The sequence below is a fragment of the Micromonospora sp. WMMD1120 genome (assembly GCF_029626235.1).
GTDB lineage: Bacteria > Actinomycetota > Actinomycetes > Mycobacteriales > Micromonosporaceae > Micromonospora.
The window spans coordinates 4,521,807-4,537,396 of the sequence record NZ_JARUBO010000005.1; the positions used below are offsets into that span (position 1 = coordinate 4,521,807).

Below are 15,590 nucleotides of genomic sequence, written 5' to 3' on the forward strand. Positions count from 1 at the left end.
GTCCCCGTCACGAACCGCGGCTGTCTGCGTCCCGTCTGCGTTCCCGTCCGCCCGCGGCCGTCCGCGTTGCGGTTCCGTCTCCGTCTCCGTCTCTGGGCGCGGTGACGGTCGCCGCCCCGCCGCTGTCCGTGTCCCTTGCCCGGCGCCGTTCGCGTCCGTGAGGCGGCCTCAGCGGCTGATCCACTCGGGTTTCAGAAAACGGGGGTGTCCCTGGCGTGCGGACACCCCCGTTTTCATGAACCCGAGTGGATCTCTCGCCCCTGGGTCTGGGCCTGGACACGACAAGGTGCGCCGTCGCCCGGTGGACGTGCCTGGTTCGGGCGATCGCGTAGTCGTCGCGGGTGCTGAGGACGGTGCTGAGGACTGCGCGCGGGCCCCGAGGCGCGCGACGCACGGCAACGCAGCGGGAACCAGGAAGATCGTGCTCGATCCAGGGTCGAGTGGCCTCCTTCTCCAACGAGACCACTAGATCCTGGATCGAGCACGATCTTGCGCGTGCGCGCGTGCGCGCGTGCGCGCGTGCGCGCGTGCGCGCGTGAGCGCGTGAGCGCGCGCGTGTGTGCGCGTGAGCGGCGATCGGCGGGCGGGCTCGGAGGGTGCTGGCTCGGCGGGTGGCGCGTCTGCGGGGCGGGTGCGGGTGGCAGACTGGTGGGGTGAGTGAAACCGAGCTGGTCCGCCTGAAGCCCCGCCGCATCCGGGTGGTCTGCTGGTCGGCGGCGGTTGCCCTGGTGCTGGTGTTCGGTCTGGTGGCCACCTCGTTGAGCGGGCCGACCGGCAGCGGTTACGGCAGCTTCCAGCGCGGCGACCAGATCGCCATGATCGGTCTGGGCATCTTCGGGGCGCTGGGTTTTCTGCTGTTCACCCGCCCCCGGGTGGAGGCGGACGCCCGTGGCGTCCGGGTGCGTAACGTGCTGAGCTCCTACGAGCTGCCCTGGGAGGTCGTGCGGGGTGTCCGGTTCGACCGGGGCGCGCCGTGGGCCAGCCTGGAGTTGCACGACGACGACCTGCTGCCGATGGTCGCCCTGCAGGCCGCCGACAAGGAGTTGGCTGTCGACGGGGTCCGCGCGCTGCGCCGCCTGCACGGGGCCCATCAGGCCCAGCTCGCCGAGCGCGCCGCCGGCCGCTGACCGCCGCCCGCCGGCCCGGCCCGCAAAGATCCGGACAACTTCCCTGATGGTGCTGCCTCCGGCGGCCCGGATGCAGCACCATCAGGGAAAGTGCACGGGTCTTGATGCACCGGCCGCAGCGCGGCGGCGTCGGCCGGGGCGGTGGTGGAGAACATTCGCGCCGGCGCCCCGGGTGTCCCGGTTTGGGGGTGACCGGGGCGGCGGTGTAGTGTTGTCGAGTCGACCAGGCTGTCTCCGCGTGCGAGCAGACAGCCTCGAAAGCGGAGCGCCTGCTCCCACCCGAGTCGCCGCCACGGTGGCCGGGTCCGGTCACCGGTTCCGGGCACGTCCTGGTTCCGGGCGTGTGATCCTGTGATCACGTGCCGACCGGTCGAGTGGGCCCTGGCATGCGCCGGGGCCTTCTGTTTTCCGGGTCGGTTCCCTCCCGGGGGCCGACGGGGGTCGGCACCTGAGCAGAAACGACTCGAGGAGGCCCCATCAGCGTCGAACCACGCGTGAACGAGCAGATCCGGGCACGTGAGGTCCGACTGGTCGGCCCAGAGGGTGAGCAGGTGGGCATCGTCCCGCTGGAGCGCGCCCTGCAGCTGGCCGCGGACGTCGATCTGGACCTGGTCGAGGTTGCGCCGATGGCGCGCCCGCCGGTGTGCAAGCTCATGGACTTCGGCAAGTTCAAGTACGAGAGCGCACTGAAGGCGCGCGAAGCGCGGCGTAACCAGCAGCAGACCGTCATCAAGGAAATGAAGCTTCGACCGAAGATCGACCCGCACGACTACGAGACCAAGAAGGGTCACGTGGTGCGGTTCCTCAAGGCGGGCGACAAGGTCAAGGTGACGATCATGTTCCGCGGTCGCGAGCAGAGCCGCCCGGAGCTGGGTTACCGGCTCCTGCGCCGGCTCGAATCCGAGATCACGGACCTGGGATACGTCGAGGCCGCTCCCAAGCAGGACGGCCGAAACATGATCATGGTTCTCGCTCCGCACCGGGCCGTCAAGGCCTCCGCGGTCGCCGCCACGGCGTCCCGCGGTGGTCCTCGGGACCGGGCCGCGGACGAGTCCGCCGCTCCGGCAGCCGATGAGACCGCGGCGGTCGGCGAGACCGCAGCAGCCGGCGACACCGGCACCGCCGCCACCAGCGGCGAGTAACAGGGGAGAAGACGTTCCACATGCCCAAGATGAAGAGCCACACGGGGATGGGTAAGCGGGTCAAGGTGACCGGCAAGGGCAAGATCGTTGCCCAGCAGGCCGGCCTCCGCCACAACCTGGAGAAGAAGCCCTCCACCCAGACCCGCCGGCTGACCGGCACGGTCGTGCTGGCCAAGGCCGACGTCAAGCGCATCAAGAAGCTGCTCGGCCGCTGACGCGCGCCACCTTTACCTAAGAAGGAGTTGAGATGGCACGCGTCAAGCGGGCTGTGAACGCCCAGAAGAAGCGCCGTACCCTGCTGGAGACCGCGAGCGGTTACCGTGGTCAGCGCTCCCGGCTGTACCGCAAGGCCAAGGAGCAGGTGCTGCACTCGATGCAGTACTCCTACCGGGACCGTCGCGACCGCAAGGGCGACTTCCGGCAGCTGTGGATCCAGCGGATCAACGCGGGCGCCCGGGCCAACGGGATGACCTACAACCGCCTGATCCAGGGCCTGCGTCTGGCCGGCATCGAGGTCGACCGCAAGATCCTGGCCGACCTGGCCGTCAACGACGCCACCGCCTTCGCGGCGATCGTCGAGCTGGCCCGGGCCGCGGTCGCGGCCGAGGGCACCGGCGGCGCGGCGGCTCAGGCCGCCTGATCCCCACGCACCAGAGCGAGGCGTCTCCCGTGTCGGCAGCACCGTCCGGGGGGCGCCTCAATCGTGCCGGAGGAACGCACACCATGGCCTTCACCCCGCGTACCCCGAGGGTTGTCGCCGCCCGCCGGCTGCACCGCCGGCGGGACCGCGACGCCACCGGCCGGTTCCTGGCCGAGGGCCCGCAGGCGGTCCGCGAGGCCCTGGCGCGGCCGGGGGTGGTCACCGAGCTCTTTGGTACGCCCGCGGCCCTCGACCGGCACCCGGAGTTGGCCGCCACGGCGGCCCGGGCCGACGTGCCGGTCTCCGAGGTGACCGACGACGCCCTCGCCGCGCTGGCCGACACCGTCGCCCCGCAGGGGCTGGTCGCCGTCTGCCGGCACCTGGACGTGCCGTTGGAGCGGGCCCTCGCGGGAGCGCCCCGGCTGGTGGCGGTGCTCGCCGAGATCCGTGACCCGGGCAACGCCGGCACCGTGCTGCGCACCGCCGACGCGGCCGGGGCGGGCGCTGTGGTCTTCGCCGGGGACGCCGTCGACCCGTACAACGGCAAGTGTGTCCGCGCCTCGGCCGGCAGCCTCTTCCACGTCGACGTGGTCCGCGCGCCCGACCCGGTGGCGGTGGTCGACGCGCTCCGGGCCGCCGGGCTCACCGTGCTGGCCACGACGGGGTACGGCGACAGCGACCTCGACGACCTCGCCGACGCCGGGCGACTGGCCGCGCCCACCGCATGGCTGTTCGGCTCGGAGGCGCACGGCCTGCCCGAGGCGTTGACCGCCGCCGCCGACGCGCGGGTGCGGGTGCCGCTGCACGGGCGCGCCGAGAGCCTGAACCTTGCTGCCGCCGCGGCCGTCTGCCTGTACGCTTCAGCGAGAGCGCAGCGCTGAGGTGACCGCCTCCGGCGCGACTGACAGCAGGGGAGAGCGTCCGTCCATGAACGCGACATTGCGTTCGTTTAGCCAGCCCGCCGGTGTCGGCGGGCGGCGGGCCTGACCTGCTCCCTGCGCAACTCCTACCGGCGGGCTGCGGCACAGCCGCGCGTCCGTAGACTCGCTTCGCCGCCCCGACGAGGGCTGGCGCCGCCGTGAGGGAGTGCCCGTACGCCATGAGCTACCGCAACGATCCGTACGACCCGAAGCAGGTCGCCCTGCTCGACCCCGCCGCCCTGGACGAGGCCGTCGCGGACGCCACCAAGGCGTTCACCGCGGCGGCCGACCCGGACGCGCTGACCGCGCTGCGCCCCGCGCACCTCGGTGACCGGTCTCCGGTCTCACTCGCGCGCCGGGAGATCGGCGCGTTGCCGCCGGCCGCGAAGTCCGACGCCGGCAAGCGGGTCAACGAGGCCCGCCGGGCGATCGAGACCGCGTACGCCGACCGCGCCGAGGTGCTGGAGCGCGAGCAGGCCGAACGGGTGCTGGTCGAGGAGCGGGTGGACGTCACGCTGCCCTTCGACAGGCGTCCACGAGGTGCCCGGCACCCGCTGAGCACCCTGATGGAGTCCATCGGCGACCTCTTCGTCGGGATGGGCTACGAGGTGGCCGAGGGGCCCGAGGTCGACCTGGAGTGGGTCAACTTCGACGCGTTGAACATCCCCGCCGACCACCCGGCACGCGGTCTGATGGACACCTTCCACATCGCGCCGGAGGGCTCCGGGCTTGTGTTGCGAACGCACACGTCGACGGTGCAGACCCGCACCATGCTCAGCCGCAAGCCGCCGATCTACGTGATCGTGCCCGGTCGCGTCTACCGCACCGACGAGATCGACGCCACCCACAGCCCGGTGTTCCACCAGGCCGAGGGGCTCGTCGTCGACAAGGGCATCACGATGGCCCACCTGCGGGGCACCCTCGACCACTTCGCCCGGGCGATGTTCGGCCCGGAGGCGAAGACCCGCTGGCGACCGCACTACTTCCCGTTCACCGAGCCGTCCGCGGAGTTCGACGTGTGGTTCCCGGAGCACCGGGACGGCCCGCAGTGGGTCGAGTGGGGCGGCTGCGGCATGGTCAACCCCCGGGTGCTGCGCGCCTGCGGCGTCGACCCGGAGGTCTACTCCGGATTCGCGTTCGGCATGGGCATCGACCGGACCCTGATGGTCCGGCACGGCGTCAGCGACATCCGCCATCTCTTCGAGGGCGACGTGCGGTTCAGCCGCGCGCTCGGGACCGGGGCGTAGGGCGATGCGGGTACGAGACACGGGAACGGTGGTCTGAGTCATGCGAGTTTCTGTCAGTTGGCTGCGGGAGTACGTCGACCTCCCCGCCGATCTGCCCACCGGCGACCTGGAGCAGGCACTGGTCGACCTCGGCATCGAGGTCGAGTCCGTGGTGGACCTGCGGGAGAGCGTCACCGGCCAGCTCGTCGTCGGCGAGGTACGCGAGATCGAGGAGCTGACCGGCTTCAAGAAGCCGATCCGGTTCTGCCGGGTGGACGTCGGTGACGCGAACGGCACCGGCGAGCCGCAGGAGATCGTCTGCGGGGCCCGCAACTTCGCCGTCGGTGACCGGGTCGTGGTGATCCTGCCCGGCGGTGTGCTGCCCGGCGGGTTCGCCATCGGCGCCCGCAAGACGTACGGGCACAACTCCGCCGGCATGATCTGCTCGGCCAAGGAGCTGGGCCTGGGCGACGACCACTCCGGCATCATCGTGCTCGGGCCGGACGCGACGGCCAAGCCGGGCGACGACGCGCGCCCGGTGGTCGGCCTCGACGACGTCGTGTTCGAGCTGGAGATCACCCCCGACCGGGGGTACGCGCTGAGCCTGCGCGGCCTGGCCCGGGAGCTGTCGCACGCGTTCGACGTGCCGCTGCACGACCCCGCCCTGGTGCCCGCGCCGGGCGGCACCGGGACTCCGGCGTACCCGGTGGAGGTCCGCGACACCGTCGGCTGCGACCGGTTCACCGCCCGGCTGGTCCGTGGTGTCGACCCGGCCGCGCCCACCCCGTCGTGGATGGCCCAGCGGCTGGTGACCGCCGGCATCCGCACCATCTCGCTGCCTGTCGACATCACCAACTACGTGATGTTGGAACTGGGCCAGCCGATGCACGCGTTCGACGCCGACCGGATCGCCGGGCCGCTGGTGGTCCGTCGCGCCGAGGCGGGGGAGAAGCTGACCACACTGGACGGCGTCAACCGGGTGCTCACCGCCGACGACATGGTGATCTGCGACGACACCGGTCCCATCTCGCTCGCGGCGGTGATGGGCGGTGAGACCAGCGAGGTCGTCACCGGAACCACCACGAACGTGCTGTTCGAGGCCGCCCACTGGGACCCCGCCATGGTCGGCCGGACGGCCCGCCGGCACAAGCTGTTCAGCGAGGCCGCGAAGCGCTGGGAGCGGGGCGTCGACCCCGCCGTGGCGCTGGTCGCGCTGGAGCGGGCCGTGCGGCTGCTCACCGAGCACGGCGGTGGCACGGCGGGCGACGAGATCCTGGACATCGACCACGTCCGGCCGCGTACCCCGATCACCCTGCCGGCGGACCTGCCGACCCGGCGGGTCGGCGTCGAGTACCCGCCGGCGCGGGTGGTCGCCCTGCTGGAGCAGGTCGGCTGCACCGTCGCGCAGGGCGCGGACCGGCTCTCCGAGGACCCGGGGGCGGTCGGCACGGCCAGCGGCGCCGGGGCGGTGCTGAGCGTCACCCCGCCGACCTGGCGGCCCGACCTGACCGACCCGGCCGACCTGGTCGAGGAGGTGGTCCGCCTCGACGGGTACGACAGGGTGCCGTCGGTGCTGCCGACCGCGCCCCCCGGGCGTGGCCTGACGCCGCGCCAGCGCCGCCGCCGGGCGGTCGCCCTGTCGCTCGCCGAGCGCGGGTACGTGGAGGTGCTCGCGCACCCGTTCGTGTCGTCGGAGCTGGCCGACCAGCTCGGCCTGCCGGCCGACGACCCGCGCCGCCCCGCGGTGCGGCTGGCCAACCCGCTGTCCGAGGAGGAGCCGCTGCTGCGCACCACGCTGCTCGGCCCGCTGCTCGGCATCCTCAAGCGCAACCTCGGTCGGGGGCACCGCGATCTCGCCCTCTACGAGATCGGCGCGGTGTTCCACCCGCGTCTCGGCGCGGGTAGCCCGCCGGCCCTGGGGGTGGACCGACGCCCCACCGACGCCGAGTTCGCCGCCGCCGACGCGGTGGTACCGGCGCAGCCGGTGCACGTCGCGGTGGTGCTCGCCGGCGACCTCGACCCGGCCGGCTGGTGGGGCGCCGGTCGACCGGCCGGCTGGGCGGACGCGATCGAGGCGGCCCGCGACGTGCTCGCCGCCGCCGGCATCTCCGGCGAGCGGGTCGAGGTGCGGGCGGCCGAGTACGCCCCGTGGCATCCGGGTCGCTGCGCCGAGGTGCGGGTCGACGGCACCGTCGTCGGGCACGCCGGCGAGCTGCACCCGGTGGTGGTGGCGGCGCTGGAGCTGCCCCGCCGTACCAGCGCGATGGAACTGGACCTCGACGCGTTGCCGTCGAGCCCGGTGACGCCCGCCCCGACGGTCTCGGGTTTCCCGCCGGCGCTCATCGACGTGGCCCTGGTGGTGGACGACTCGGTGCCGGCGGAGCAGGTCCGTCGGGCGCTGGAGGCGGGCGCCGGCGAGCTGCTGGAGGACGTCCGGCTGTTCGACGTGTACGCGGGCGCGCAGCTCGGCGAGGGTCGGCGCTCGTTGGCGTACAAGCTGACGTTCCGGGCCCCGGACCGCACGCTCACCGTCGAGGAGGCGGTGGCGGCACGGGACGCGGCGGTCGCCGTCGCGGCGGAGCGGCTCGGCGCCACCCTGCGCGGCGCCTGACCACGGTGACCGGCCCTCCCGAGGACAGGGAGGGCCGGTCCGCGTCTCGGTCCGCCGGAGGGCGCCGACACCGGGCGGATGTGACGTCGACGCGGGCGTGTCGCCTATCCGACCCGACGGGGACCATCCACCCGGTGGAGTGGCTGTGCGAGGAGCTTCCCGCTGTCGACACGAGTCGGTAGCCTTTGCCTCGCGAAGGTGAGCGTCGACAGTGGTCGCACGGCCTCCACGGCAGGGAGCAACGCATGATCGAGGCAATCGTCTCCGGGGTGCTCGTCAAGATCGCTGAGGGGTCCGGGGCGGCGCTCGTCGACCTGATCCGTCGACGGTTCCTCCGCCAGGCCGAGCCGGGGACGGCGATCGAGTCCCTGGACCGGGCCGCGCGCGGCGACGCCTCGCCGGACGATCTGACGATTCTGAGCGCGCTGCTGCGCAGATGCCTGGCCGAGGACCCGGAGTTCCTGCGTGAGCTGCGGCAGCAGATCCCGTCGACCGGCGGCGCCACCAACGTGGTGGCCACCAGCACCGTCGGCAAGTTGGTGCAGGCCCAGCGCGTCGGCGACATCACGATGTAGCGCGACGATGACCGAGATGGAGCCCACCTCCGCACGCTCGTCGCACAACGTGGCCGAGGGCCTGTCGGCGCACCAGGTCCTCCAGGTCGGCACGTCCGGGGCGATCTACGTCGAGCAGCCGCGCACTGTGGCGCACGCCCCCGAGCCCCCACACATGCTCCCGGGCGGCATCGGTCGGATCGTGGGCCGACACCACCTGCTCAGCGAGATGGACGAGGCGCTGACCGGGCCGGGCTCGCGCTGCTGCATGCTCTGGGGTCTGGCCGGCTCCGGCAAGACCACGCTCGCCCTGGCCTGGGCCAGCTCGCGGATCGCCGACTACCCCGACGGTCAGTTCTTCGTCGACATGTGCGCGTACTCCGGCACGCCCCGGATCGAGGCGCGGGACGCGTTGCGGAGTTTCCTGGCCACCCTCGGGATCAACCGGTCGGACCTGCCCCACAACGAGGCGGAGTGGGGCGGCATCTTCCGGGCCGTCACCGCGGGCCGACGTTGTCTCGTCATCGTGGACAACGTCGGCTCCTATGAGCAGGTCCGCGACCTCGTGCCGGGCCTCGGGTCGGTGCTGGTGGTCACCAGCCGTCGGGCGATCCCCGAGATGAGTGTTCGACACGACGCCCGGGTTCTCAAGCTTCCGCTGCTGACCCTCGACGAGGGGGTCGAGCTCATCGCCGAGCGTGTCGGGTTCGTCCGTGCCGATCGGGAGGAGGCCGCCGCCAAACGCATCGTCCAACTTCTGGAGGGGCATCCGTTGGCTCTGGCCATCGTCTCGGCGAAGCTCGCCATCCAGACCAGCTGGACGATCAGTGACGCCGCCAGGGGGATCGAGGAGGAGCACAGCCCGCTCCGCTTCCTCGACGACGCCGGCCTGGGCATCGAGGTGGGGCGGGTCATCTCCTGGTCGCTCGACGATCTCGACGACGCGACCACGCGGGTTCTCTACGTCGCGTCGATGCTGCCCAGCAACGAATGCCCGGTCGCGGTCCTGGCCCTCGTCCTCGACCAGCCCAAGCGTGACTGCGACCGCCGGCTGCGCACCCTGTGCCTGGCGTCCCTCATCGACGAGATCAGCCCCGGCCGCTACCGCTTCCACGACATCATGAAGGCATATCTGGCGGAGACGCTCGCGCAGGCGTTGGGCGACGAAGAACAGGAGCGGGTCGCGCGCCGTGTCCGCGCCGTCTACCTGGCACTGAGCTACGCCGCCGATCGGGCCATCGATCCGCACCGTAGCCCGTTGTCGCTGGACCGGGAGCTGCGGACGATCACCAGCACGACCAGTTTCACAGTGCCGCAGGCGCTCGCCTGGTTCGAGTCGATCACTCCGGCCATGAGCTATCTGACCGAGACCGCCCGCGCCGACGGCGACTTCACGTTCGTCACCCGATTCGCCTGGTCGGTCAACACGTTCCTCTATTGGCGACAGGACGTGACGAGGACGTTGGCCATCCAACGGGAGGCCGTCGCCGCGGCGGTCGCCGGTGACCCGGCGATGGAGGCGCTGTCCCGACGCGGCCTGGGCCGGGCCCTCGCGGACGTCGAGCAGTTGGAGTCCGCGAAGGAACAGCTACGTGCGTCCATGGCCCTGGACGAGGCGGCCGGCGACCTCTCCGGCCTGGCGTCGTCGCAACACGCCATGGCGGAGCTGGCGCTTCGTTCGGGTGACCACCGGGACGCGCTGCGCTGGGGGCTGCGGGCGGCCCGGGAGTCGCGCGCCAGCGACAACGTCGTCCGCGAGGCCCGTGGCCTCTACGACGCGGCCCGCGCCCTGACCGCGGCGGGCCACCATTCGTGGGCGAGAGCGCTCGGCCTACGCAGCCTCGCGATGTGCGAGGAGCGGAGCAACGACTACGGCCGGGCGCTGGCGCTGCGGCTCCTCGGCGCGACCGGCCTCGCGTCCGGGGATCTCGCGGAGGGGTGCACCTGGTTGGAGCGGGCCTGGCGGGTGGAGGAGTCCCTCGGCAACTTCCGTTCGGTCCGGACGATCCTCGGCCAGCTCGAGCAGGCGTACGGTCAGAGCGGCGACACGAGCGGGGTGGAGGAGGTGCGACGGGCGCTGGCCCGCCTCGAGCACTATCCGGACCTGACCCAGTCGAGCCGGGTGGTCGGGACGCCGGCGCCATGAGTCCCCGGTACGCTCCGCTCGTTGCGGCGGACGAGGTGGCCAGCCCTGCCTCGTTTCGACAACTCCGGCCGGACCGTGACGGCACGAGGTTCCGATCCGAGTTGGCGGCGGTCGTCGACCGAATCTGCCGGCACGAGCCGGACGGCCGGCTGCTCCGCAGCACTTTCGCGTCCCTGCGGGACAACCTGGCGGCGGAGGGGGCGCTCAGTTTCGCCGGGCTGGTTCCGTCCGAGCGTTTCGATGCCGCGCGGCGGGCGTACGACGCGGCGATCGACGCCAGGGGCAGCCGTGGCTCGCTGCACAGTTACCTCAACGTCGCGGACGTGGGCTCCCTGATCGACGACCCCGGGTTCCGGGAGTCGTTCGCTCATCCGTTGCTCGTCGCCCTCGTCGCGTACGCCCTCGGCGGCCCGGTGAAGATCATCGACCTGCGGGCGAAGGACACCCAGCCGATCGACGTGGTGGCCCGGGACAACACCCTGCACGTCGACAACAGCCCGTTCATGGACGAGTTCAAGGTGATCGTCACCTGGACGATGGGCAGCGGTCGAGGGCCCTCGGGGCAGGGACTCACCTACCTGCCGCGCACGAACCAGCTCCTGCGGCAGTGCTTCACCGATGACGCCGGCAACGTGTGGAGCGACGAGGACAGCTGCATCTTCCCGTCCCGGGACAGGGTTGACGAGGCGCTCGCCGCCCAGGCCCGCTTCTTCGACGACGGCCTCCCGCGGGTCGTCCACCTTCAGGACCTGGCGGCGCCCTGCCACACGATCTTCGCCGCGAGCCGGCTGGTGCACCACCGCTACCGCACCTCCGCCGGTGGACCCCGCAGCGCGATCATGGCGGCGTTCCACCGGACCGACGAGGGCACCGGGTTCCTCGGCGTCGGCGACGTACCCGGGTCGGCTCTGGACCGCTTCCTGCTGGCGGGCGGGGACGGGCGTCCCTTCCTGGACCTGCTCGCCGACGAGTCGCCGCGGATCGTCGCGGCGTTGCGGGCCGCCGCGTCCCGGCCCGGCTTCGTGGTCGACCCCGACCGTCACCTCCTCCGCGACGACCGTCTCCGGACCTGGTACGAGCGGCAGAGCGCGGGCGTCTCGCTCGACCGGCTCCGGCGCGCCAGCCTGGCCACGGCGGTCGAGGACGACGCGTCGGTCCTGCGCCGACTCGTGCTGCGCATGCAGTACGACCTGCAGGGCGCGCTGAACATGCCGCTCTACGTCGACCTGCGCGAGGAGGTGCGCAAGCGTGCGCGGATCGTGATCCGGGAGATGACGGCGGAGCACATTCGGGACATCGTCGCGCGGTACGACCTCGACGGTGTCCTTCGAGCGGCGTCCACGGCACCGCACCGGCCCGTCGACGTTCTCGCCGAGGACCTGCACCGCGTGCTCGTCGCACTGGAGCGGTTGACATCGGCGGCGGTCGCGTCCCGGCCCGCCGGCCCGATGTGGGGATCGACCGACGGACCCGCCGCCGCGCGGTCCCTGCGGCGCTTCCTCGTCGACCTCTGCTGGGTGGCCACCGCCATCGAGGACGAGGGGTCACTGGTCACCGGGTGTGTCTTCGCCGCGCTCGGCGCGGCACTGGCCGACGACCTCTTCGACCTGGGCGAGCCCGGCCGGGAGATCACCACCACGCTTTTCGGGATGTACGCCCGGCTCGCGGCCTCCTCGCTGGTCGAGCGCTGCCCGGCGCATCCGGAGAGGGCGAGGCTCGACACCTACCTCGAGTCGGTGAACGAGGAGCGGCAGACCACGAAGCTCGCGTCCGAGGTGTGGTTCCAGACCCCTTCCCCCGAGGTGACAGCGCGCAACGACGACTTCGTCCGCACCCTGGTGCGTCGGGTGCTGCCGTCGGAGGCATCGTCGCCGGGGTCGGGCGCCCTCGCCGCGGTCCTCGCTGATCCGGCCGCGCTGAGCGCGTACTTCTGGCAGCGGGTGCTGGCCGCGAAGCCGGTGGCGGTGCGCTTCGGCGCGGCGGACCTGGACAGCCTGGACAGCTACTTCCGGCTGACGCCGGGCCGGAGCCTGCCGGCCGCCGTCGCCCGACTGCGCGGGCAGACCACCCCCGGTTCGCCGGCCGCTCACCTGCTCCGCCGCGTCGAACGGCTCGCGCTGCGGCGGGGCCGGACGCACGCCGAGGCCTGCCGGGAGCTCATGGACCGGCTCGCGGCGCGCTGGTCGGACGTGGTCCAGGAGCGCCACGATGGCCCGGATGCCGCGAGGCGCGTCCTGCTGACCACCGGTGAGGCAGGCGAGCTGGCCCGGGTCTACCGGCTCGCCCGGCTCTGCTTCAGCGCCGAGGAGTTCCGGGTCGCCCAACTGCTGGCCGACAGTCCGCGGGTCCGGTACGCGATCCTGGCCACCCAGCTCCACCTGGTCGCCGAGGTGTCGCGCCGCGCGCCGGAGCTTGTCGGGAGCTGGGGTACGACGAAGGTCCTCCTGCCCTTCACCGAGGCTTTCGTCAACCGCGCCGGCTACTCGTCGCCGGTGCTCGACCTCGCGCCGAACCCGAAACTGATCACGGTCATCGGTAACAACATGCTGCCCGCGGTTGCCGGTGAGCTGCTCCGGCGGGGGGTCGCCGTCGACGACCTGGACGCCGGCATCCTGGCCGACGGCGTCCGGTCCGCGGTGCGACGTGGCGTCTTCCGCGTCACGATCGGCCTCTTCCACCGGACCGGGGCGCGCGACGCGGTGTCGCTGTCCGGTTTGAGCAGACGGGTCTGCCCGGCCGTCCGGCCGTTCGGCGCGTTCTGTCAGCGCTGGTTACCGTATTTCCTCGACAGGTACCCGATGTCCGCACATTCATGCAGTGCTCCACATAAAATTGCAGTGAGCCCGTCCTGCTGCTAGCCTTCTCTGCATAGTCATGCGGAGGTGGGTATGGGGATCCGGGTCGCGGTCGCCGGAGCGAGCGGTTACGCCGGAGGTGAGCTGCTGCGCCTGATCGCCGGTCACCCGGACTTCGACCTGGTCGCCGCCACCGCGCACAGCCAGGCCGGGCACCACGTCGACGCGGTGCACCCGCAGCTGACCGGGCTCGACCTGGTGCTCGGCGAGACCGAGCCGGGCGCCCTGGCCGACGCGGACCTGGTCTTCCTCGCCCTGCCGCACGGTCAGTCGGCGGCCCTGGCGGCCCAGTTGCCGGCCGAGGTGCGGGTCGTCGACCTCGGCGCTGACCACCGGCTGGCCGACCCGTACGCCTGGGCGCAGTACTACGGGGGCACGCACGCCGGGCAGTGGACCTACGGCCTGCCGGAGCTGCCCGGCCAGCGGGAGCTGATCGCCGGCTCGACCCGCGTCGCCAACACCGGGTGTTACGCCGCCGCGATCACGCTGGCGCTCGCGCCACTGATCGCCGACGGTGCGGCCAGTCCGGCCGACGTGGTGGTGGTCGCCGCCTCCGGCACCTCCGGCGCGGGGCGGGCGGCCAAGCCGCACCTGCTGGCCAGCGAGGTGATGGGCGACCTGTCGCCGTACCGGGTCGGCACCCACCAGCACGTACCGGAGATCAAGCAGGCCACCGGCGCGACCGGCCTGTCGTTCACCCCGGTCCTGGCGCCGATGCCGCGCGGCATCCTGGCCACCGTCACCGCCGTGCCGGCGCGCGGCGTCGATCCGCAGGAGGTGCTGGCGCGGGCGTACGCCGACGCGCCGTTCGTGCACGTGCTGGCCGAGGGGCGGTGGCCGCACACCGCGGCGACGCTCGGCTCCAACTCGTGCCACCTCCAGGCCACCGTCGACGTCGACTCGGGTCGGCTGATCGTGGTGAGCGCGCTGGACAACCTGGGCAAGGGCGCGGCCGGTCAGGCCGTCCAGAACGCCAACCTGATGTTCGGCCTGCCGGAGACGGCGGGCCTGTCGATGTGGGGAGTAGCTCCATGAGCGTCACCACCCCTCGCGGGTTCCGGGCGGCCGGCGTGGCCGCCGGTCTCAAAGCCAGTGGTGGCGCGGATGTCGCCCTGGTGGTCAACGACGGTCCCGATGCCGGTGCGGCGGGTGTCTTCACCACCAACCGGGTCAAGGCCGCGCCGGTGCTCTGGAGCCAGCAGGTCGTGCAGGGCGGTGTGGTCCGCGCCGTGGTGCTCAACTCCGGCGGCGCCAACGCCTGCACCGGCCCGGCGGGTTTCCAGGACACCCACGCCACCGCCGAGCACACCGCCGCCGCGCTGACGGCGGCCAGCCCACGGCTGCTCCTGGGCGCCGGCGAGGTCGCGGTCTGCTCCACCGGGCTGATCGGCGAGCGGCTGCCGATGCCGAAGCTGCTGTCGGGGGTGCGCTCGGCGATCCGCGCGCTGTCCCGCGACGGGGGTCCGGCCGCCGCCGAGGCGATCATGACGACGGACACCCGGCCGAAGAACACAGTGGCCCGGGGCAGCGGCTGGACCGTCGGCGGGATGGCCAAGGGCGCCGGGATGCTGGCGCCGGGGATGGCCACCATGCTCTGCGTGCTGACCACCGACGCGGTGGCCGGGCCGACGACGCTGGACGAGGCGCTGCGGGCGGCGACCAGGGTCACCTTCGACCGGGTCGACTCCGACGGCTGCATGTCCACCAACGACACGGTGTTGCTGCTGTCCAGCGGCGCGAGCGGGATCGAGCCGACGCCGGCTGAGCTGGCCGCGGCGGTCACCGCGGCCTGTCACGACCTGGCCCAGCAGTTGGTGGCCGACGCCGAGGGCGCCACCAAGCAGGTCGCCATCGACGTGGTCGGCGCGGCCACCGAGGACGAGGCGGTCGAGGTGGGTCGCACGGTGGCCCGCAACAACCTGGTCAAGACCGCGTTGTTCGGCAACGACCCCAACTGGGGTCGGATCCTCGCCGCCGTCGGCACGACCGCCGCGGCGTTCGAGCCGGACGAGGTGGACGTGGCGGTCAACGGGGTGTGGGTGTGCCGGCGCGGCGCCGCCGCCGAGGACCGCTCGAAGGTGGACCTCACCGGGCGGGACGTGACGATCCGGATCGACCTGCACGCCGGCGACGCGGAGGCGACGATCTGGACCAACGACCTCTCCCACGCGTACGTGCACGAGAACTCGGCGTATTCAACGTGAGCGCGAGGAACGCAGCGCAGCGGAGTCCCGCAGTCGCGAACGGAAGGTGGGCACGGTGAGCGCGAGGAACGCAGCGCAGCGGAGTCCCGCAGTCGCGAACGGAAGGTGGGCACGGTGAGCGCGAGGAACGCAGCGCAGCGGAGTCCCGCAGTCGCGAACGGAAGG

General features: G+C 72.5%; 11 protein-coding genes and 1 pseudogene. All 12 read left to right on the top strand.

The window, feature by feature from the left end:
• The first annotated feature begins 653 nt into the window (after positions 1 to 653).
• The 12 genes and pseudogenes from O7634_RS21150 (at position 654) to argJ (ending at position 15,425) form a co-directional block, all read left to right on the top strand.
• Complete coding sequence (locus O7634_RS21150) at positions 654 to 1,127, top strand: PH domain-containing protein (RefSeq protein WP_278151843.1); 474 nt, start codon at positions 654 to 656, stop codon at positions 1,125 to 1,127.
• A gap of 494 nt (positions 1,128 to 1,621) precedes the next feature.
• Complete coding sequence (gene infC / locus O7634_RS21155; RefSeq protein ID WP_278151844.1) at positions 1,622 to 2,269, top strand: translation initiation factor IF-3; 648 nt, start codon at positions 1,622 to 1,624, stop codon at positions 2,267 to 2,269.
• Between the two features lie 20 nt (positions 2,270 to 2,289).
• Positions 2,290 to 2,484 (top strand): 50S ribosomal protein L35, encoded by a 195-nt coding sequence (gene rpmI / locus O7634_RS21160; protein ID WP_007458415.1) that lies wholly within the window; start codon positions 2,290 to 2,292, stop codon positions 2,482 to 2,484.
• Positions 2,485 to 2,516: 32 nt separating this feature from the next.
• Complete coding sequence (gene rplT / locus O7634_RS21165) at positions 2,517 to 2,909, top strand: 50S ribosomal protein L20 (protein WP_278151845.1); 393 nt, start codon at positions 2,517 to 2,519, stop codon at positions 2,907 to 2,909.
• Positions 2,910 to 2,938: 29 nt separating this feature from the next.
• Positions 2,939 to 3,795 (top strand): annotated as a pseudogene (locus O7634_RS21170) (RNA methyltransferase).
• A 213-nt stretch (positions 3,796 to 4,008) separates the two neighbouring features.
• A complete protein-coding gene (gene pheS / locus O7634_RS21175; protein WP_278151847.1) occupies positions 4,009 to 5,076 on the top strand; it encodes a phenylalanine--tRNA ligase subunit alpha in 1,068 nt (355 codons plus the stop codon).
• A gap of 40 nt (positions 5,077 to 5,116) precedes the next feature.
• Positions 5,117 to 7,666, top strand: coding sequence for a phenylalanine--tRNA ligase subunit beta (gene pheT, locus O7634_RS21180; RefSeq protein WP_278151848.1), 2,550 nt, complete (start codon positions 5,117 to 5,119; stop codon positions 7,664 to 7,666).
• 245 nt (positions 7,667 to 7,911) lie between these two features.
• The gene (locus tag O7634_RS21185; RefSeq protein WP_278151849.1) at positions 7,912 to 8,241 is read left to right on the top strand and encodes a hypothetical protein; all 330 of its coding nucleotides are present in this window, start codon (positions 7,912 to 7,914) and stop codon (positions 8,239 to 8,241) included.
• A 7-nt stretch (positions 8,242 to 8,248) separates the two neighbouring features.
• Positions 8,249 to 10,366 (top strand): NB-ARC domain-containing protein, encoded by a 2,118-nt coding sequence (locus O7634_RS21190; protein WP_278151850.1) that lies wholly within the window; start codon positions 8,249 to 8,251, stop codon positions 10,364 to 10,366.
• 101 nt (positions 10,367 to 10,467) lie between these two features.
• Complete coding sequence (locus O7634_RS21195) at positions 10,468 to 13,224, top strand: hypothetical protein (RefSeq protein ID WP_278151851.1); 2,757 nt, start codon at positions 10,468 to 10,470, stop codon at positions 13,222 to 13,224.
• Positions 13,225 to 13,254: 30 nt separating this feature from the next.
• Entirely contained in the window at positions 13,255 to 14,256 is a 1,002-nt protein-coding gene (gene argC / locus O7634_RS21200) for an N-acetyl-gamma-glutamyl-phosphate reductase (protein WP_278151852.1), read from the top strand.
• On the top strand, positions 14,253 to 15,425 hold the full coding sequence (gene argJ / locus O7634_RS21205) for a bifunctional glutamate N-acetyltransferase/amino-acid acetyltransferase ArgJ (protein WP_278151853.1): 1,173 nt from the start codon (positions 14,253 to 14,255) through the stop codon (positions 15,423 to 15,425). The genes argC and argJ overlap by 4 nt, the downstream gene beginning before the upstream one ends.
• The last annotated feature ends 165 nt before the right edge of the window (positions 15,426 to 15,590 follow it).

Coding starts and splice junctions, on each gene's coding strand:
- rpmI (WP_007458415.1), top strand. CDS start 2,290: ATGCCCAAGATGAAGAGCCACACGGGGATGGGTAAGCGGGTCAAGGTG.
- rplT (WP_278151845.1), top strand. CDS start 2,517: ATGGCACGCGTCAAGCGGGCTGTGAACGCCCAGAAGAAGCGCCGTACC.
- pheS (WP_278151847.1), top strand. CDS start 4,009: ATGAGCTACCGCAACGATCCGTACGACCCGAAGCAGGTCGCCCTGCTC.
- pheT (WP_278151848.1), top strand. CDS start 5,117: ATGCGAGTTTCTGTCAGTTGGCTGCGGGAGTACGTCGACCTCCCCGCC.
- O7634_RS21185 (WP_278151849.1), top strand. CDS start 7,912: ATGATCGAGGCAATCGTCTCCGGGGTGCTCGTCAAGATCGCTGAGGGG.
- O7634_RS21190 (WP_278151850.1), top strand. CDS start 8,249: ATGACCGAGATGGAGCCCACCTCCGCACGCTCGTCGCACAACGTGGCC.
- argC (WP_278151852.1), top strand. CDS start 13,255: ATGGGGATCCGGGTCGCGGTCGCCGGAGCGAGCGGTTACGCCGGAGGT.
- argJ (WP_278151853.1), top strand. CDS start 14,253: ATGAGCGTCACCACCCCTCGCGGGTTCCGGGCGGCCGGCGTGGCCGCC.